The 21,015-nt window shown below is 65.3% G+C and carries 11 protein-coding genes and 2 pseudogenes; 12 read left to right on the plus strand and 1 reads right to left on the minus strand.

Annotated features, from left to right (window positions below; translation table 11 throughout):
* Positions 1-129 precede the first annotated feature (129 nt).
* The 3 genes from JK358_RS12355 (at position 130) to JK358_RS12365 (ending at position 2,742) form a co-directional block, all read left to right on the plus strand.
* Positions 130-1,794 (plus strand): beta-propeller fold lactonase family protein, encoded by a 1,665-nt coding sequence (locus tag JK358_RS12355; RefSeq protein ID WP_201946934.1) that lies wholly within the window; start codon positions 130-132, stop codon positions 1,792-1,794.
* A gap of 101 nt (positions 1,795-1,895) precedes the next feature.
* A complete protein-coding gene (locus JK358_RS12360) occupies positions 1,896-2,213 on the plus strand; it encodes a hypothetical protein (protein WP_201946936.1) in 318 nt (105 codons plus the stop codon).
* A 10-nt stretch (positions 2,214-2,223) separates the two neighbouring features.
* Positions 2,224-2,742, plus strand: coding sequence for a YbaB/EbfC family nucleoid-associated protein (locus JK358_RS12365; protein WP_201946939.1), 519 nt, complete (start codon positions 2,224-2,226; stop codon positions 2,740-2,742).
* A gap of 38 nt (positions 2,743-2,780) precedes the next feature.
* Here the strand turns inward: JK358_RS12365 and JK358_RS12370 are convergent, their stop codons facing one another.
* Positions 2,781-3,338 carry a hypothetical protein gene (locus tag JK358_RS12370; RefSeq protein ID WP_201946941.1) on the minus strand — a complete coding sequence of 186 codons (558 nt, stop codon included), beginning with the start codon at positions 3,336-3,338 and terminating at the stop codon, positions 2,781-2,783.
* Between the two features lie 151 nt (positions 3,339-3,489).
* Here JK358_RS12370 and JK358_RS12375 point away from each other — a divergent pair, with 151 nt between their 5' ends.
* The 9 genes and pseudogenes from JK358_RS12375 (at position 3,490) to JK358_RS12400 (ending at position 20,920) form a co-directional block, all read left to right on the plus strand.
* On the plus strand, positions 3,490-4,158 hold the full coding sequence (locus JK358_RS12375) for a hypothetical protein (protein ID WP_201946943.1): 669 nt from the start codon (positions 3,490-3,492) through the stop codon (positions 4,156-4,158).
* Positions 4,159-4,344: 186 nt separating this feature from the next.
* Positions 4,345-7,770: pseudogene (locus JK358_RS40760) on the plus strand (WXG100-like domain-containing protein); the annotation flags it as partial.
* Positions 7,771-7,870: 100 nt separating this feature from the next.
* Positions 7,871-8,383, plus strand: coding sequence for an SUKH-4 family immunity protein (locus JK358_RS40765; protein WP_504739709.1), 513 nt, complete (start codon positions 7,871-7,873; stop codon positions 8,381-8,383).
* A gap of 842 nt (positions 8,384-9,225) precedes the next feature.
* Positions 9,226-14,808 (plus strand): annotated as a pseudogene (locus tag JK358_RS40770) (toxin glutamine deamidase domain-containing protein); the annotation flags it as partial.
* A 624-nt stretch (positions 14,809-15,432) separates the two neighbouring features.
* The gene (locus tag JK358_RS40775) at positions 15,433-18,873 is read left to right on the plus strand and encodes a DUF8616 domain-containing protein (protein ID WP_504739710.1); all 3,441 of its coding nucleotides are present in this window, start codon (positions 15,433-15,435) and stop codon (positions 18,871-18,873) included.
* 10 nt (positions 18,874-18,883) lie between these two features.
* On the plus strand, positions 18,884-19,228 hold the full coding sequence (locus JK358_RS12385) for a hypothetical protein (RefSeq protein WP_201946948.1): 345 nt from the start codon (positions 18,884-18,886) through the stop codon (positions 19,226-19,228).
* 107 nt (positions 19,229-19,335) lie between these two features.
* Positions 19,336-19,890, plus strand: a complete 555-nt coding sequence (locus JK358_RS12390) for an SMI1/KNR4 family protein (RefSeq protein WP_201946950.1) — start codon at positions 19,336-19,338, stop codon at positions 19,888-19,890.
* A 99-nt stretch (positions 19,891-19,989) separates the two neighbouring features.
* Entirely contained in the window at positions 19,990-20,370 is a 381-nt protein-coding gene (locus JK358_RS12395; RefSeq protein WP_201946952.1) for a hypothetical protein, read from the plus strand.
* A gap of 151 nt (positions 20,371-20,521) precedes the next feature.
* On the plus strand, positions 20,522-20,920 hold the full coding sequence (locus JK358_RS12400; protein WP_201946955.1) for a hypothetical protein: 399 nt from the start codon (positions 20,522-20,524) through the stop codon (positions 20,918-20,920).
* Positions 20,921-21,015: the final 95 nt, after the last annotated feature.

Here is a 21,015-nt window from a genome sequence, read left to right on the forward strand (position 1 = left end):
ACCCCACCACGCTCTCGCTGTGCTCGATCCCGAAGCCTACCCGGAACCGGCGCGGTCGCTGCTCGACGAAGAGTCGACTCGAATCGGTTGCGGTAGCGTGCAGTTCGTTCGACCGACCGAGGGGGAGTTGTGCAGCAACCCGGCCAGCCTGCGCCGTTCTATCCGATGCCGACCGGAGCCGCGCCGAATTCGCCTGGTGGACCGGCGTTCCCGGTCGACTGCGCCTACGTCGCTGATGCGCGCACCGCGCGGCGACTGGTCCGAGCGACCGAGTGGGCACGGTGGCGATCGGCGAAGATGTGGATCTTCGTCGCGACGGTTCCGCTGCTGCTGATGGCCCGCCGGATCGTCGAGATTCTGAGGCACGCGGCAGACACCGGCGATTCACCGCTGCAACTGATCGGTGTCTATTTCATGCTGTTCGCGGCCGCTCTCGTGGTGGGTCTGGCGGCCACCGGCATTCGCACGTTGCGGCGCAATCCCGGAATCGAGGCATACGCCGCGGCGGGAACCGAGCTGAGGGTGCGGTATCAGCAGGACGCGATGGAATTACCTCCGGCGACCGGGTATTCGACGCTCGAGTACCAGCAGATCACCGACTTCCTGGCGTTCGGCGGCGCGGTCATCATTCGCACCGACAGCGGCCGGGGTGTCGCACTGCCCCGGGAAGTGGTGCCGGGCTTCGCGTTCGATCGACTGGCCGAGTCGGCCCGTACACCACGTCGACGGTGGGCGAAGCCTGTACTGGCGGCCGCCGCGGTGATGAGCGTGGCAGTCGGAGTTGTGTTCGCGGTCGGGGTGGTGGCAGCCCGGAACGACGACGGCGGCCGCACGACGATATCTATCGCCAGCAAGTCCGCCGACGGCGTCATGGCTTTCGATCCGGCTGCAGGAAAACTGTATGTGGCCTACGAAGACCGCGACCACGACGCCGATAAGGCCGGCGGAACCGTCACCTGGATCAGCGCCCTGGCAGTAGTCGATCTGGCCACCCACGCCGTCACCGCCACTCTCCCGCTGCCCGATGGCCCGCAAGATATCGCCGTGGACTCGAGCGGCCGTACCGTCTACGTCCTCAGCAGCTCGAACCGTGAGAAAGACGATAGTTCGGTCACGGTGATCGACGCCGACACCGACACCATCACCGCCCAGATCCCTATCGGGGGCGAATCGGAACGGGTCGCGGTCGACGAGAAAACGCACAATGCCTACGTTTTCAGCACCTCACACCCCGACGCCGTGGGCAGATTCGGTATCGGGGGGCAGCACGGCCTGTCGCTGATCCGACCGGGGACAACCACCGCCGAACGCCCCGTCCCGCTCGAGCAAGGCGGATACGACTTCGCTGTCGAATCCGACTCCGGTCTCGGCTTGATCGGCGCGTACTCGTCCGTCGGTGTCATCGATCTGTCTACGAACCGGGTGATCGACGGAATCCGCCTGGCATTCGACGCGGACGAGATCGCCTACACTCGGGGCAAGGTATTCGCGGTCAGCGACGAGGGAAAAATCGCTGTCGTCGACGCCGATTCCCGCTCGGTCGTCCGAACCTTCGACTGGCCGGGCAGCAAACCCGGCAATGACGGAATCGGAATCTCTGCTGTGGCAATCGATCCCGAAGGCCGAACGCTCTTCATCGCCGGCTACCAGGCCGACGAAGTATTGGCCGTCGACACGCAGACCGGCTCGGCCGACACGCTGAACGTCCAGGAGCCCGACCACATTACCGTCGACCCCACCACCGGCGACCTCGTCGTCTTCGCGCGGGGAGGAGTCACCATCATCCCGCGATGATCAGCCGCTCGCGTTGCTAGCGGCCGAATACCTGTGGCACAGTCGATCACACCGCGCCCGGTACTGCGGTAGCCGAGTCTGAATTCGGGAGGGGATGCACCATGACGAAGAAAGTCGATGTCGAACCGGAGTGGGTTCAGGCCGCCGGGGTCACCGCCGTGTCGATCGGCAAGAAGCTGAAAGCCATCGCCGACGCCTGTGATACGGCGATCTCACCCGGCGCGTCGGCGTGGGGGGATGACAAGTTCGGCAGCAAGTTCGCCGATGGCGGTGAGGGTTTCAAGTCCGGCGGGGACAATATGGCGGACGCTACGAGCAGCTTGGGTACCTCGCTGGGCAATCTGGGCACCGGTCTGCAGGACACCGCGAAGAAGATGGTCGCCATGGAGCAGGGCAATACCCAGGGTCTGAGGACGTAGGGATCCGATCGTGACCAAGGAGTTCCAGGATCCCGAAACCGCCTCCATCATGGCGGAATTCACGCAGCAGATGCGGGCCATCGCCGAGATGTCGCAGAAGCGAATGCTGATCACGGGCAGCGCGACGACATCGAGCGGGCGGGTCACCGTCACCGTGAACGCGGACCGGATCGTGATCGCCACCCGATTCTCCGATGATATCGACGAACTCACGCCGAGCGAGCTCGCGCAGGCTGTCACCGCCGCCGCCCAGCAGGCGGCGGCCGAGGTGGCGCAGAAGACCCAGGAGCTGATGGGGCCGCTGCAGGACGAGCGCGCCAAAATGCCGAAGCTGTCGGATCTTTTCGATGAGGACATGCCCGATATCGCGGATGTTCCGCCCCTGGATCCGGCGTCCCTGGCGCCGCCGAACTCGCGGGAACGTCGTGAGCAGGAAGCCGCGGTCGAATCGCAACGGAACTACACCGATGTGGTCGATTACGACGAATGGCAGGCCAGCCGCCGCTCCGGAATCATGGACACCGACTGAGAACAGCCCTGCCGGGCGCTTCGATTCGCGATCGGCTCTCAGTTCAGAGCGGCCAGGCTCCGGGCGTAGTGGTCCCGTATGGCTTCCAGCCGGGCGCGACTGAATCGGCCTGGATTCCGCTGGTACTCCGCACGCCCTCGGTCACTGGTAAAAGACTGCGGGGCAAGGCTTTCCGCGTCCGGCGCGAGGAATTTCAGTGCCTCGCCGACCGCCGCGACGGCCGTCGACAGCCGGTGCCGGGCGCCACGGAGTTCCTGATCGCCGATCGTGGTGAGATCAGCGGGAAGCTGCTGTGCACAGATGTCCGAATACCAGAGCCATTCACCCGGATCCAGCAGTTGAGAGGGATCGTCGCCACCGAAGCGCACCGAGCCCGCGGGCGGGGGGAGGATCTCCTCCGGCAAGCGGAACTCGTACTCGCGGTGCTGCCCGCAGGTGGCGCACTCTCCGCTGTAGCGACTGGCGAGCACGTCGCCGACAGTCACCACCGAGCTGCGGAAGGCGCACCGGCCACGAGCACAACCCGGGCACGGTTGCAGATCCACAAAGAGGCGGGCCTCGGCGTTGGTCCGCGCCAACGGCAGCACATCCGGCAACGGTAATCCTCCTGTTCGCGGCGACCCTATCACCGCCGTTGCGCCGCGTCGTGGCGGCGGGAAGCCCGCACTAGACTGACACCGCTGAGTAGACCCGGGAGGACGACCAGTGTTCCACGAACCCAGAACCTGCCACTTCTGCGGACGATTCGTGCTCGAGGTGGAGGGGTGGGCGGAATCGATTCCGCCCTATCACGAGATCCTCGCGCCCTGGGATGGCGAACGAACGTTCTTCAATGGGGCCTTTCACTTCTCGTGCGTGCGCGCCTTCGATCGGCGATCAGAGTTTCGGCAGTCGATCGTCGACTGGCTGACCACCACCGAGCGACTGCTCACGGTCCGCGGAACGGACGGCGTCGATCACGAGATCTCCCGGCCGGGTTTGGGTTACACCGACAGGATCGCCGACCTGCCCAGTGGTCAGGTCTACGAGGACCCGCGATTCAACCAGTGGGTATTCGTCGAGTGGGCCGGACCGTGCCACTTCGTGAAGATGAAAGCCGCCGAAACCCTCGGTCACGGTGGAACGGTGCGAGGCGATGACGGTGGTCGCATGACAGTGCTGCCCACAGCGCCGGGGCCCGGCATCGCGAAGTGGGCGCTGCCGCGACTGCTCGATTTTCTCGACGTGCGCGACCTCTACCAGGATCTGGTGGACGATCTCCAGCCCGAATACGAATTCTGGGACGGCGGCCCCGGAAAGGCCGGATACGTGCTGGAGTACTCACTTTCGGCGATACGCCCGATCCCCGAGGATGTCATCGGGTTCTTCAGCGAATACATCCCGGAATACATCCCCAAACGTTTGGAAGATGCCTGAGGCAACGGCTGCCCGCACCCGGCCGACCGTTTGAGTTCGCTACCCGACTGTGGCACAGTCGAACTCGGCCAAGATCAGCATTCGAGACAGACCGGTGTGAACGATGGATCTCAGGGGGGAGGCTCGCGGGTGCCGCGAGCGTCGGCTCGTTGATCCTTCAGGTCGAAACGAAGCCTGAGGTCTGCTGTGGCGCTGGAGTTTCCGTCATGGCTGGAATGGCTCGAATGGGTTGTCGGCTCGGATTGGCCGCACGGCAACGAAGACCTGATGTGGCAGATGGGCCGCGAACTGGAGGACATCGCCAGCCAGGTCGACGAGGTTCTCGGCGACCTCGAAACGCTGATCAAACAGACCGGCAACGCCTATCCGGAGGGCACCGGCGGCGAGGAGATCCTCAACTGGATCAAACCGCTTCGCTACGGCGATAATTCGGGCACCGGCTCGCTGGGCGAGCTCGCCGACAACTACCGTTCCCTGGCCACGGCCGCGGATGGGATGGGCGACAGTCTCCAGGCCGCGAAACTGAACTTCTATATCGCGGGCGCCTGGCTGGTTGCGGAGCTGGCGATGTCGTTCGCCGCCGGGCCATTCGCGGGGGCGGCTCACGCCGCCACACTGGCGGTCGGCCGAGTGGTCTTCCGGATGCTGGGCAAAAAACTCGCTATCCGCATCGCGCAGGCGCTGGCGTCAGGGGTCACCAAAGCGGTCCTGGACAAGGTCGTGGTGAAGCTGGTGCGGGAGATCCTGGAGGAGGCGCTGCAGGAAACCGCGCAGGGCACCAGCCAGGAGTTTCTGGTCCAGTACATCCAGAAAACCCAGGGCCACATCGACGATTACAACTGGCAGGCGATCAAGGACAACGCCAAGATCTCCGCGTTCGCCGGTGGCGTCGGCGGTGGTATCGGGTTCGGGATGAAGAACCTGCTGCCCACCCCCACCGGGAAGTGGCAGGGCGCGCTCAATGGCGGAATCACCGGCGCCACAGCGGGTTTCGGTGGCGCACTGGGAGCCATGGTGGGCAGCAAGCTGTTCACCGGGGAATGGGGCGAATTCGACCCTCGCTCGCTGACCGGCGGCACCATCTCCGGCGCGGGACCCGGCGCGGTCCGCGGCTGGAAAGGCGTCGGCAATACCAACAATCCGACAGACGGACCCAACATCCCCGGACAGAACTCACCTGACGGGAGCACGAACAACCCGAACGCCGGTGACAGCAATCCGTCGGGGGACCGGCAGCCCAACGGGACGTCGCCGGCCGGGACGGATCCCTCGGCCGACACCGACACCACCAATAACGGTGACTCCCGGGCGAACTCGGACACGACCAACGACGGCGACACCGCGGGGAACACCGACACCACCGGCAATGGCGAGACCCGGGCCAACGGCGACACCACCACCGGCAACGACGCCGCCACCGACAACGACGCCCGAGACAACGATTCCGGCACCGAGAACGAGAGCCGAACCGACACCGCGAACGACGAAGCCGCCCCCGGCGACTCCGACCCCGACACGCGCGGCGGTCAGCCGAACGAGACACGGGCAGGTGACCCGAACGCGCCGGAGCACAACGGCAACGACGCTCAGCCGGACGTGCGCGCCGCGAACGACGGCACGACGCCGGACACCGGGCAGGACGTCCGGACCGATGAATCTCCTTCGAAGACAGACGAACTCGCGTCCCGAGGTCGTGAACTGAGCGGCGGGTCGCCGAACACGACCACCGACACGACCACGAATCCCACGACCGCGAATCCCGCGACCACGGTCGCGGGAACGCAGCCCGGCGCGGTATCGCCTTCCGCACCGATCAATTCCAATGTCGGCAGCACGCCGTCGATGAATACGGCGGCACCGTCGACCACCGCACCGACGACCGCCAACCCCACCACGTCCAACCCCACCACGTCCAACCCGACCACGACCAACCCGACGACGTCGCATCCCACGACGCCGAACGCCGCCACGCCCAACACTTCCACCACCACGACCGACACCCGCGCGGGAATTCCCAGCGATCCCGCGAGAACCTCTCCCCTGGCTCGCGACGTCGGGGCTTCGCTTCCGTCCGACGGCAGCATCGCCAAGCCGGACACCACCGTCCCCAGCACCGAGCCGCGCGCCTCGGTTTCCGATCGCACCACCTTCGCCGGGCCGGCGACCAACGGCAACCCCAATCCCCTGCAGGCCACCCGCACCGGCGTCGAAGCGCCGGTCTCGGACGCGAAACCGCAAGAGAGTCAGCCGAATTCGGATACCGATCCGGACGTCTCGGTGACGCCGGTCGTCGCGATCGGCGTGGATCCGCCGCCGGCGCAGCCGTCCGACACCGACCCCGCCGACAGCACGCGGGAGATGGCCAAGCATTACAAGTCCAACTCGCGGATGCCCGGCGGCCAGATCAGCTTCGGCGACCTGTCCCCCAAGGCCAAGCAGCTGGTCAACCAGCTCGCCGAGAACGCGCACATCCCGATCCGGCCGGGCGAGGTCAACGTCAAGCATCTCGCTGAGCTGCAACGGTTCTCGGGTGTCGAGCACGCCATCGTGCAGAACAAGAACGGCGATCTGCGACTCTTCCGCGGTACGGAATTCGCCAGCTCCATACCGCGCGAGCTGGGCCGCGACTACAGGTTCATCCTGCACACCCACCCCGAGGATCGGCTCCCCGGGCCGCCGTCCGACGAGGAGATCCGGCTCGGCAACACCACCAACAGCATGTGGAAGGACATCGACAACAAGCGGACTCCACATGTCGAAGCCGTGGTCAGCCGCGACGGCCAGGTCCGATTCTTCACCGACGAAGGCGTTCTCGACCTGCCCGTGGGCGTCTACCCGGAGGGCGGGCCGCTCAATGATCGCGGATACGTCGTCCCGGTGGCCGGACTCGACGGCCCGACCACGACGGAAGGCCCGGCGAAGCGGGAGATCTCGACCGAACCCGAGCCGGATCCCGGTACGCCGGACGATGATTCGACGCAGCCCGAGCCGGAACAGGATCCGCCCCAGGACCAACCCGACGCCGAGCAGCAACCGCTCCAGGATCTCGATTCCGCCCGCGAGTTCGGTCCCGGCAAACTGGGTCCGCTCGAGGACCAGGCCCATCAAACCGCGGTGGAAGACGCGCTCCGGGACGGCGACACCTTCACCCGCGGCGCCGATCCACGAACCAACCCGTTCGGGCAGCTCATCAATGATGGCGGCCTCGAGGTACCCGGGCGTGACGTCAACTGCATCGACAATGTGCTCGCCGGTCTGTCGTCGTTCCACGGTATTCCGCAGGTAGCGCATCCGGTGCTGCCGGAAGTGGGCCCCGACGGCACCTGGGAGTACCCGGGCGGACAGGACATCGAGTCCGCCCAGCAGTGGCTGGGCGCGGATCTGATGAACTTCGACGACGGCGGGCGGACCATCCCCGAGCAGTACCAGGCACTGCACGATCTTGTCGCCTCGCTCGGCCCGGGGGCGTCGGCGCTCGTCGCGTCCACCTACCAGGCATTCGACGACGACGGCAATCCGCTGTTCAACCCGGATGGCACACCGGAGACCGACGGCGGTCACGTCACCGCTATCGTTTTCCCGCTGGATGCCGATGGCCCGGTGTGGTGGGATCCGCAGTCGGGCGAAACCACGACCACCCCGCCCGCGGATCTGGTCGCCGACAGCGCCTACCTCGACGCCATCCCACTGAACCCCGACGGGACCCCCTACGATGCCGGAACCACTCACCAACACCCAGGAAGCCCGGACCTATCTGGCCCAGGTGTTCGGCAACCAGGAACTCCAGCTACGTCAGTTCCCGCACGGGTGGATCATCAGCAAGAAGTCGACGGACCGGACACTCTCCGGAGCCCCGAAGATGGTGCTGGACGCCCGAACCCGAGTGATCAGACAGTTCCCGAGCTGGCCGAGCACCCGAGTGATCCGGGAGTACGAGACGGCGATGGAAACCAACAGCCCCCTACCGGGACGCCAGATCTATCCGTACCAGACCCGGCTGACCCTGCACCTGGTCGCGGAAAGCCCGACGGAACTGACCTACCAGGTCCAGATCCAGTCACTGACGGACCCGGACGCACCGACAACACAGTTCCAACTGACCCTCGAACCGCAGACCAGCAGCTATCACCCGACGAGTCACGAAGCGACTCGCGCGAAGGCGTGGCTGACAACGAGTCATCGCAGCCACGGGACGTGGCCGGAACACGGGACAGTGGACTACTAACCGACTCGGGCGATACCGCTCCGGTTCACCAGCAGGACAACGGCATTCCGGTACCGACGGAGGCCGACCCCGGTCCGCTGCAACCCGGTGCGGACGTAGACCTCCAGCAGCAGATCGACCAGGTAACCGGCGTACAACCCGATGCCGACCAGACACAGGCGCACCACGACTGGGACGACTTCTACCAGCAGCAGAACACCGAAGCCGCCACTTCCACCGAGGTCACCCCCGACCACAACGCAACAACCACACCGGCATACGAAACCCGGCGGTTCCAATACGGACCCGACGCCCTCACCCAGGCCACCATGCGTGTCCACCTCGACAACGCCGGGCAACTCACCCCCGCACAACTGAGCGAGCTCGAGAACAACCTCCGCAAAGCGGCAGACCAGGCCTTCAACACCGGCCACCGCCTACTCAGCGGCGACCAATTCCGCCTCGAACTCGAATTCACCACCGACCCCGCCGACGCACACTTCAACCCCACCGTCGACAACCCCGACACCACCCCCGACCAACTCCTTCAACAACTCCGCGAACACCTCGGCCTCACCACCGACCCCGCCGATCCCTCGTTGAGCGACAACGACATCCGCCGGATCAGCAACGACATCGCTAACACCAACACCGACAACCTCGCCACCGGACTGCCCGAAACACGCAAGATCGGGAAGCAAGAGCTGGACGATCTGGAGGATCCTGGTTACCAGGCAGATGTCGAGGACGCCCTACGCGAGGGCAACGAGTTCAAGGTCGGCGCTAACCCGCTCACGCACCTCTACCGACTGCTGATCAACGACGGCGGCGATACCGAGCCGGGCCGTGGAAACAACTGTCTCGACTGCAGTCTGGCAGCATTGTCCTCTTTCTTCGGCCGCCCGCTGGTATCGCTTCCTCGATGGCCTGACGAGAATCCCGATGGATCGATCGACCGACGTTCCGGCGAGAAAAGCGGTCTCGACCGGGCCAAAGCCTGGCTCGGAGAAGGGCTGCTCACCTGGGGAAACTCAGGTACCGTAGCCCAGCAGTTCGATTGGCTCCACGACCACATGACCCAGCTGGGCGAGATGGCCGCCGCCCTGGTGGTCAATGAATGGCACGCCGTGGACGCCAACGGCAACTTCCTCTTCAACTCTGACGGCACACCCGTGGTCGAGGACTCCCACGCCACTGTCATTGTGTTCCCGCCAGGCGCGACCGGCCCTGTGTGGTGGGATCCTCAATCAGGCGCGGTGTCTACCAGCCCACCCCCTGGCATGCGAGACGGGTCGGCAGCATTGTGGTTCACAGCGATCGACCCGAATGGAGGCATCACTGGTGCAGGAGCTCCAAACCACGGAACAAGTGGAACGCTACCTCCGACAGGCCCGAGTCATTTCGGGACACCGGGAGTTGGCCCTGTACAAGACCCAGTACGGATGGGTCTGCTTGGAACGCATGACGCCGGAAGAACAGGCACAGGGCCCCTACAGCCCACAGAGCCTGGGCAGGGGCCGATTGATAGTGAACGCTCGGACCGGGGTGATCACGGTCCACAGCAGCGGGCAGCACCCACACGACCTGGCGAAGAGCTACGACGAAGCAATCCGGACGGGACAACCGATCCAGGGCATGCAGATCTATCCCCTCCAAGAGAGAGTGACCCTGCGCCTGACAGGGGAGAACGACCGGGAGATCGAGTACTCGGTGACGGTCGAGTCACTGACCGAACCCACGAAACCGACCAGCGAGCACCGGCTGACAATCGTCAAGTCGACCCTGCAATCCCGAGCGAAGATCACCCAAGGACCGAAGGCTCTAACCCGGGCTCTGACCTGGGCACGCAGGCAGTTCCGAACGACGGGGACGTGGCCGGCGCACGGGACGATGGAGTACTGACCAACCCCAACACAACTGGCCCGGTTCAACAGCAGGACAACGATGGCGCTGTACGTGGTGTACCGGAAAACAGCCGAAACGCCGACGGAAGTGACCTACCGGTTCGGGAGCGACGAGAGGAACCTGGACCGGGAACTGGTGATCAGCAAAACGGGTCCGGACGCCGGAATGGCGGACTGGATGGAGGATTCGATGGCCCTGCGCATAGCGGGGCGGATCATTCGACGGGTCCGGCAGGACGGGACCTGGGTGGGCGGCGGAGCGATCCAGAGCTGACGGCCGAGGATCGTGACCGTGGGACCGCGAGTCCGATCGAGGACTTTCACGGCAGCGCGCGGACCGATGACGAGACGCGGCTGCATCGGGATGATCTCGATGATCAGATTCATGACAATCTGGACAAGATCCTGCCGGAGGGTGTCACCTTCGATCGGTTCGGGCGGCGGTTCGTGCTGCCCGATGGGCGCACCGTCTCCGTTACCGTCGGCCCGACCATGGGGAATGCGGTCGCCGATTTCGAAGCGCGGCCGGATGGTTCGGGTTTCGACGTGCATGTGTCGCCGCGCGCGCGGGAAGTGGATGTAGCCCGCGCTGTCGCGCACGAGCTGGCGGAGATCAGGCTGTCGCTGGATCCGGCTGTCGACATCGACCCGGTCACCGAACGCCCGGCCCGGATGACCACCCATCTCGGCGGACGGTTCGCGGAGATGCGGGTACTGCTGGACCAAATCGCGCAAGCGCGGCTGGATTCCACACGCACGGAAGAGCTTCCGAGGCTGCGCAAGGATCTGGGGGATCTCCTCGAGCACCTCGGATTCAACGATCCGAACCATGCCGGCACCGTGCGGGATCTGCTGGCCGGGCACGATCCGGGGCTGGCACGCAATCTTGAAGCCGCACAACAGGATCCGGATCAGCAATCCCCGGACAACCAGCCGGAGAACACAACTCCGAAACCACGGCTTCCCGTCGAGGACAAGCCGTACTACGCCAACCCGCGCTTCCACGACCCGGCCGCCGACACCGAGTACGCCCGCAAGTACCCGGTCGACGAGGCACAGGTTCAGGCGACGCGCGACCTCGAAACCTCCCGGCATCCCGAGATCGCCCGCCTGACGGACGCGGAGATCGACGCGATCCGCCGCAACCAGTTCATGAACCTCAACCAGGCCGTGAACGACGCCACCCGCAACGGCGACACCGAGGCGCTCGCGAACTTCGACGCCGAAATCCGCACGCTGATTTCGGCCTACAACAAACTGCCCGACCATGAGGGCACCGTCTTCCGGTCGCTCAGCATCACCGACCCCGAGAAGCTGAAGGCATTCCTCGACGACTACGCACAGGGCAAGACGCCGACCGACGCCGGCTTCGCATCCTCGGACAAGTCCAGCTCAATGCCCGACAGCAATATCGAGCTGGTCATCAAATCCATTTCCGGGAAGGACATCTCGTTCTCCAACCCCGCGCAGGACGAGGTCGTCTTCCCTCCCGGCACCCGATTCCGGGTGGAGAGCGTCACGTTCAAGAATGGCAAGTACCACATCAAGCTGACCGATCTAGGAAGGACGCCCGATGCCGATCAGCCCGGAAGAGATGGAGCGGATAGCACGAGAAGTGCTCGGCCCGACGATGAGTCAGTTGTCCGACGACCCGGAGATCAGGGCCGAGTGGGCCCGGGAGTTGGAGATGCTGGAAGAGATGGAAGCCAAGGGCCGCAAACCAGCCACCGAGGAACAGATCAAGATCTGGCAGGCGTGGGGCGAGTCGGAGATCCAGCGGATCGAACGGGAACGCGGCACGACGACCTAGCCCCGGCCGAACAGGACACCGAACTCGATCTGCCCGGCCTCGATACGAGTCTGGACCTGCCCGACCCGGATTCGAGTCTCGATCTCCCCGATGTCGATCAGCCCCTCGATCTGCCGGATGTCGACACCAGCCTCGACCTGCCCGGCCTCGACACCGAACCGGTTGCGGCCACCCCGAACCCCGACCGGCCGGACACGCTCACACCACACCTGTCCGACCGCTTCGACCAACTCCGCACGCACGTCACCGATCTCGCGCACGCCTATCACGACCCGGCCCGAGAGCATGAGCTCCCCGACCTGCGCGCTCGAGCCGGTGAACTGACCGGCGAACTCGGCCTCACCGACCCGGACAACGCCGAAACCCCCTGGCGGCTGTTCAGCGAATTCGATCCGGCGTTCGCCCAATATCTGCACGGCAACCTGGATTTCATGCTGCCCACCGCGGCGGACCTGGAGGCCGCCGCGAAGCCGCGCGAAGGCGATATGTTCTCCCGAGATCCCGAGCGCAGCAATGCGGACGTGGTCGAGAACGGCACGGATACGCCGATGACGATGGAGGCGGTGCAGCAGGTCGCCGACATCCTCGGCTTCGATCTTTCCGATGTCGAGGTGCGGGTCCTGGATCCGGTCGCCGACGCCGACGAGATCCGCTACCTGGATTACCAGGGCGCTGCCGCGGTCACCCGCTGCATCGACGGTTCCATCGAGGTATCCCTGGGCCCGGCGGCCTTCGCCACCGATGAGACGCTGGCCGCTACGCTCGCGCACGAGTACAAGCACGTGGAGCAGTTCCGCGCAGACCCCGAACCGAGCAGTGAGACGCGGCAGGCGCGCGAGGACGAGGCATATGCCGTCGAGGAGGAGGCCGGTGAACAGTTCCGAGAGAACTTCCGAGGATGGGACGGAACCGATTCGGTTCCGAGTGAACGAAGTGTTCACGATCAAACAACGGGGCCTGATGGCGGTAGCGGTCGGCCACCTGCTGCAGGGCCGGCTGTCGACACCCCTGACACTGCTGGACGAACAGACCAGAGCACCGATCAAGATCCGCGGGATCGATCAACTGATCTCGAAAACGGACCCGAGCCTGATCCCGCTGCTGATCGATCAGACCAGCCCGACCAGACCCGCCCGCGGGATGATTCTGGTGAGCCCGCCGCAGGACTGAGTCCCGACACCGACACCCCGCCCACCGATACCGAAGGGCCGCAACCGGATACCGACCAATCGGACCCGGTACCACCTGGGATGTATCGCGACGACGAAGGTCGCCTGCATATGCCCGGCGACCGTTCGGACTCCTACCGCGATCCCGACGGAACCTGGCATCACAACGACGACGATCCGGGAACCAAGCGCGATGCCGGCTTCAACCTCACCGACGGCAAGCGCTGGATCGAGGACCACCTCACCAAGGTCGAGTTCGATATCGAAGCCGATGTCGGGCCGCCGGTGCCGTACACGGTCGGCGACTCGGACACCCAGCAGCAGCTGGACCAGCACAAAACCGACGCCGCCCAGCAGGACGTCGACCGCGCGAAGGAAGCCGCCGAGGTCCGGAAACTCATGGGCGAGTTCGGGATCCAGAAGATCCACGAGCTCAGCAATGAGAAGCTCGACGCACGCGTGGACGAGATCCAGGAATCGATCGAGAACGACGAAAACCTCGACGACGCCCAGAAACTCGAGAAGCTCGAGCGGCTCGAGGATCTCCGCGACCACGCCCGCAAGTACAACGACCTGGGTATCGACAAGGTCAAAACGTCCAAGGACATGGGCGAACTCGGCGCGATCGACCACGCCACCAACCCGGACGAGCGGCCCGGCGCCGTCCTGGTCACCCCATTCGAGGGAGCCTTCGACGGCCGCGACACCATCGACGTGGGCGCTCTCGTACCCGACCCCGACGCCACGCCGGACCAGAACGAACCCACCTTCGTGGTCAACGAAGCCAAGGGCGGCGAGACCGCGCGACTCGGCGGCGCCGACACCGAGCACGGCTACGCGGAGCAGGGCAGCCCGGAGTACCTCGAACGAACCTTGAAGATCGATCAGAACCTGCGCCGGTTTCTGCTCGAAACGCCGGAGGAGATGCGGGCCCGCGGTATCGATCCGGACAGCCCGGAAGGCCGGGCGCTGATCGAGGCCCGCGAAGCCATCCTGCGCGCGCACGCCGACGGCACCCTCCGCTTCGAGTACAACAAGGTGCACGTCAAACGGGACGGCACCGTCACTGTCGCACGTTTCGAAATCGACCGAGACGGTCAGACATTCACGGTCGACATCCTGGGCGGCATCGACAGGGCCGAAGCAGCCGAGATCCTCCGCGCCGCAGCCGAACAGCGACTCGACCAAGAACGCACTGACGACACCGACAACGACAACGACCGGACCCCCGATCCCGACCCGGCACCCACCTCCGAGCCCCCGGTCCGCCACGGTCCCGACCGGACCGCGCTCGGCGACTCCCCCGAAGTCCGGCGCATCTTCGACAACGTCCGCAACGAGGGCGCCCACGATGTCATCGCGCACGGCGACCGCTTCGGCCGCCCCACCGCCGACGGCGGCTTCGAAATCGATGCCCAGGCAGTCATCGACGCCGTTCGCAACAATCCCAACTACATCCCCGGCACCCCCATCCGCCTGCTGTCCTGCCACAGCGGCATCGACATGGGCTGGGCACAGCAGGTCGCGGACGCCCTCGGCGTCGAAGTCACCGCCCCCACCAGCGCGGTCGGCGTCCGAAACTCCCCCGACTCCCCCGCCGTGCTGCCCGACCACGGCTCCTGGCGCACCTTCCGTCCCACCCCACCGGACGGCGCCACCCCCGCCCCGATCACCCACGACCCGGTCACACAGCCCGATGTCCTGCCCTCCGACACCGAAAACCGGGACGGCTGGGACGTTCTCGGGCAGGACCCGCCCGCCGACCCGCCGAATCAAGAATCCCCCGACGATTCCGTACCACCCGACGACTCCGTGCCACCCGACCCGCTTCCGGCGACCCCGGAGGAGATCGAGTCGAAATATGGCATCCCGCAGGAGAACCAGCGCAAGATCCAGGACTACGCCGACGAGCACGGCCTGATCATCGACGTTCGACCGACCAATCCGGATGCGGTCCGGCATCTGCGCGACGGCGCGATGCCCAAACCGATGCCCATCAAGGACAAGACGGTCAACGACCTCGATATCAAGCTGGGCGCACCGGCCGACGCCAAGGGGCTCGTCGGCCGGTTCGCACCCGGACAGCTTCGGATGCCCAACACCGACGGCATGACGAAGGCGGAGATCAAGGAGCTGCGCGACCGTCTCGCCGAACGCGAAAAGGATTACGCCGCATACGAAGAGCACATGAACGAGCTCATCGAGGAAGGCGACTTCCGCGTCACCGACGAGGGCATCGTCGAGGGCCGCGTCGGCGACGAGTACAAACCGATCACCGGCGACCACGACCTGTTCGACATCCGCCACGCCGACGGCACCCGCCTCACCCCCGAGGAACTCCAGTTCCACCAGGACAACCTGATCGAAGCCGGCGCGGGCATCCAGCACGGCCCGCACCTGTACTGGGAACCCGCCAACGAGTATCAACGGCAACGGAACTTCGAAAAGATCATCAAGGATCACCAGTTCGATTCCGACCCGAACACCAAGCACGAACCGCTGGTCCGCTTCCAATCCGAGCAGGACCCCGAAGTCCGCTGGGCCGACAAGGATCTCGACGCCGTCGACCGCGAAATGACCCCGTGGCACATCGGCCCCGCGCTCGCATCCCTGCGCGCCGATGCCCTGTCCGACGTCGAACAGGCGACCCGCGACCACTTCGACCGCACCGACCCCGACGCCACACCCGACGAACGCGGACGCCACGAAGCCGACCTGCGCCGCCAGATCGACACCGCCGTCCAGCGCCTCCACGACCTGGCCACCGACCTGGCCAACCACCCCGACTTCGACCACGCCGCCTACCGCGCCTGGCTCGACCCCAACCTCGACACCCCCTCCGAGCAGGGCACCCCTGCCCACAAACTCGCCACCCTGCGCCAGGAAGCACGCGCCGGCACCGACCCGGCCGACCTCCTGGCAATGCTGGAAACCCTTGGGGACCACACCGATCCGGACACCGATCGCAACGATGACGACGACGACGGAGGTCTCCCGGCGCCCATCGAACCGACCGACCCCGACAACGGCCCCACCGACAACAGCGCCACACCGGCGCACGATCCTGCAGAGGTCCGAGATGCTGCGCGGCTCAACACCGATGGTCGTGAAGCACTGGCCTCGGACAGCCCGGCGAGTGAACTCTCCAGCACCGATGTCGACCGTATCGAGCGCATCGAGAGCCTCCGCGATCAGCTCAACCAGCCGGATGCCGACCTCGACGCCATTCGGGCGAAGCTGCGCACCGAGCTAGAACAGGCGGGTGTGCTGCGGGACGGCAAGGACGTCCTGCGCAACGACGGACCGGCCATGCAACGCAGAGCGATGATGACCGCCGCCGGACTGGACGTCGACGCATTGGCCGACGACATCGGCCTGCGACGCCCCGAGCCGCCGCGCACCGACAACGAGGGACTGCCTCTCCGCGGCGAGCACGCCGACCCCGACACGGTCCCACGCCGCGACGTCACCTACGCCGAAGTCGACGCGATCGTGCCGGACGCGCTGATCCGCGCCCTCGAAAAGTTCGGCGTCAGCAGGGAAGTCGCCGTGCAGTACATCGTCGACAACCACAACGACCGCAGCCGCCAGCGCTACCTACCCGACCTCGAGGGCCTGGCCCGCCAGTACGGAATCCCGCACGGCGACGTCCTCGTCATCGACCTGTACACCACCAAGCTCTACTACGAAGAACTGAACCGCCGACTGCGCAACGACACTGACGTCGACTCCGTCACCGAATTGCAGCGGGCGGTCAACGAATCCCTGAGCAAGCTCCCCCCGGCCGCGGTGCCCGAACTGTTCAGGTCGCTGTCCATCCGTCCATGGGATCTGCCCGCCTTCCTCGCCAAGCACGCGGAGGGCGCCGTCATCGACTGGAACGCGTTCACCTCGGTCGCCGGTGAGGTCGGCGGGACGTGGTGGGAGCAGCCCGGGGAGAACATCCTGTTCAAAGTCACGGGCGGCGTGGCCCACGACATCTCCGACTTCGCGGACGGGTTGCACTACAAGGATCCGCCCAATCCCGGCCGGGAACTGCTACTGCCGGCCGGGCAGGTCGTGCGAGTCGAAAGTGTGACCCCGCACGTGCTACCGGACGGAACCACGGGCTACATCATCGAACTCCAGGTCGTCGACCCAGCCGTGCCGACAACCACGGAGACCGAGCCGGACACCGATCGCGATGACGACGGGGGCCTCCCGGCGCCCATCGACCCGACCGCACCCGACAACGGTCCCTCCGACAACAGCGCCACACCGGACACCACCGCGCCCGAGCACTCCGCCCCCGTCGACACCACGCTGCCGAAGGACCAGGAGAACCCGAGAACGTCCGAAGACACTCCCCCACAGTCCGATTCGCTTCCGGACTCGCCGAAGCTCGATGACAGCGCTCTCGACAACGCGGCACTCGACGACGCCACCACCCTGGCCCCGCTCCACAACCAGACCACGGCCGATACGCCAGCCGGACCGGGCACCCCACCGAAAAACATTGCAGCAGAAGATACTCCGCCCACCACGGACAACACTGCCGCCGACATCGACAGCCCCTCCACGGATACGCCGTCGACCACCCCCGACCCACAACCCGAGGAAACCGCCGCCGGCGCATCCTTCCACCCCGACCCCACCGACCCCGTCGCCCAGCTCGCCCGCCAGGTCCAACCCGACCCGGACCGCTACTCCGTCGACGCCCACGTGGACGCCGACGGCAACTTCCGCATCGGCGACCACGTCTACACCCCCAAGGAATTCGCCCGCCTACTCCGCAACAGCAACTGGGACGGCCGCACCCCCATCCGCCTCATCGGCTGCGACGCCTCCACCAACGGAGCCGCCACCCAACTGGCCCGCCACCTCGGCGTAGACGTCCTCGCCCCCACCAAACCCGCCTGGACCGACTCCCGCGGCCGAGTCTTCACCAGCTCCACCGAAATCGGCCCCGACGGCAACCGCCGCCCCCGCATCCCACCCGACGGCCACTGGAACACCCACCACCCCAACGGCACCACCACCCAGGCCACCGAAGACGGCTTCGTACCCGGAACCCGACCGGAGGACCACCACAATCTCGACCCGAACGACGCATGGTCCAGGGACGCCGCATCGGATGCTGAACTGCGCGCAGCCCTGGACACCTACGAAGCGCTTGGTGATACCCCGCCCAGGGTGAGACTCGCCGAGAACGACGCTGCACACGAGTCACAAGGCGCGCACACACTCGAACGCCACGGCCCGAGCATCCCGTTGGAACGGCACTCCGCCCCACCCGGGGAGCGGACCGTCGAAGGTAGGATCTTCGGCGACCCACCGTGGAGCAACGCACAAAACTGGTCTTATCGTTGGACTGACGCAGCCACGATGAACCGCACACTCAACGATCACATTCAGGCCAATTGGGAAGCAATTCGCACCGAGCTCGCACTTGCAGGTGATTACAAGGCTACCTTCAATGCCGGGCATTTGACTGGGGAAGGATTCCTGAATGGAGGCCAGTACGGATTCGGGGAAAGATCGTCACATTACGCCCAAACCAGCCAAGTCAAGCTAGTTCTCAAACTAATCCCGGGCAATCCGCCAACTTTCATGGTCCTCACCTCGTTCCCGGCCGGAAAGATCGAATAAACTGACCATCATGGAGATTCCTGAACCGCTACGTAGGCGGCTGAACCAACCACCGCCACCGGCAATCGATCAGGTTCGTGGTTTCCTGGGAGGGTATGTCGCCGACTGCGACGGACTACACGAGGTGCGTGAGCAGATGGCATCGCTCGCTCAGATCAGGGTGCGGACCGTGCGAGGCTATGCCGAGGCCATCGATACGCTTCTCGCCACGCCTCAACCACAAGGAACCCTGCGTGACATGGTCGCCTGGGACGGCAACTGGGTGCTCGACGACCCCACCTCCGACGAGGCCGCCGCTGCCTGGTTACGCGACCTCGCCGCACTGATCCGCAGCACACTCGACGAAACTACATGATCCGGCACCATCAATAAGGCGACTAGCTACGCCGGAGGGCCGACGTCAGTACACAAGGTTCTCCGGCCGGGCAGAAATGGGTCGGCGCATGGTTCGACGGGATTGGGATGAGCATGACGGACGCGGCGAGCGCTGCAGAGCTTGTGCGACAGGTCCTCGACGACACAGTCGACAAGGGCTGGCGTGCCGAATTTGCGCGCGGGGCCACCGACGATGAAATCGACCAGATGGTGGCACGACAGAACGCAAAAGGCGTGCCCGCCGCCTTCAGGGAAGTACTCAGAATTATGGGAAGCGGATCATCTCCCTGGTTCATGGGAACGGGTTTCGGAGTATTTCTCGATGGTGAAGACAAGACCGTCGCTCTGATTTCAATCGAATACGCGGAGTCCGAAGTCGGCCTGCGCGATCCTGACGGAATGCTGGTGATCGCCGAAGCCGAAGCGAACTTCCTCGTCATCGATGGAGCCGACCTCCATCAGCCGAATCTTCCGGTCTGGGTGATAACCGACGGCAACGAAGTTAAGAAGGTGGCTGACTCGGTGATCGACTGGTTTGACCGCAGCGCCAAGAACCTGCTCGGTTTCAAGGCAACCCTCGCACGACGGAGAGAACGCGGGCACCCCGATCCCCTGCGTGAGGAAGACTTCCGGTGGGAATGAACCGACAGAAGCTACCCGATAATGCTCACGAAGCGATGCGGGTGGGTTGGACGTTTAGGATCGGGTAGAGGCTGGGCAGGACGGGAAGGTGGATTCACGGTGAGTGGTTCGGGGGCGGCACCGCGGTTGGCCCGGGTGTATGACGGACGGGATGCACAGGGCCGGCCGTTCGCTGAGCGGGCAGAGGTGCCGCCAGAGGCGCTCGAATCAGTGCTCGTGTACTTGGAGTCGGCCCCCGTGGTGCTGGCGGCGCGGAGCTTCGATACCGACGAGTTCGCGCCCGGCGATCGGGATGTGCCACTGAACTTTCGGACCGACGGGGTGTGGATCTGGGCCGGGGCGGTGCCACACTACTTGCGCAAGCACGCACTGCCGCCGGAGCCGGAGTTGCTTCGGCATATTTCCGAACGCGAGTTCCAGATTGGTGAGGTAGGCGAGGACACCTTGGATCTGGCGGTGCGGGTTATTACAGGCCCTTGAGCGATGCCCCCGGCGGCGACGTATCGCAGCGATCCGCGCCTTCGACGTGCCGGCCGACGCCAGCGCACCCGAAAAGGACAGCGCCCTGGCGGTTCTCGACCGGTCGGCCGCTACCACGCCAGGATTAGTAGCAGGAAGAGGAGAGCCGTATATGACGTCGGAAGACATGGTGCCCGATCGGGTGCGAGACATCTTTGTCAGGACCTTGACTCCGGGGACCACCCACATCGCCGCGTTCCCGGATCCGCTGCCCCTGGGGGTCCGGATCGGTTTGGTCGCACCGGAAGGCTCCTCACGCGAGCGGATTCGGGTCCGCGCCGAGCACGACGAGACCGGCTACTACCTCGACTTCTACCAGGAGAGCAACGACGGGGAAACCTCCTCGCACTACCGGATCCGTGAGGATGGCTCGATCACGCCGCTGGAGAACCTCATCCTGCTGCACCAGCACTTCGCTGACCCCGAACAGGCCAGGCAAGAGCGGGAGCGCCGCGCCGCCCACAACAAGCAGGTCATAGAAATCCTGAAGGCGAAGGATCTGTACATGTGATTCAGCGCCATAACAACCGGCGCGTCCGCACCTGCCCGCTCGACCGACAAGCGGCAACAGTGGTTCGTGCTTGGGTTACCGAAGGCGGGATGCTG

Origin of the sequence: Nocardia acididurans, assembly GCF_016741815.1 — a bacterium.
GTDB lineage: Bacteria > Actinomycetota > Actinomycetes > Mycobacteriales > Mycobacteriaceae > Nocardia > Nocardia acididurans.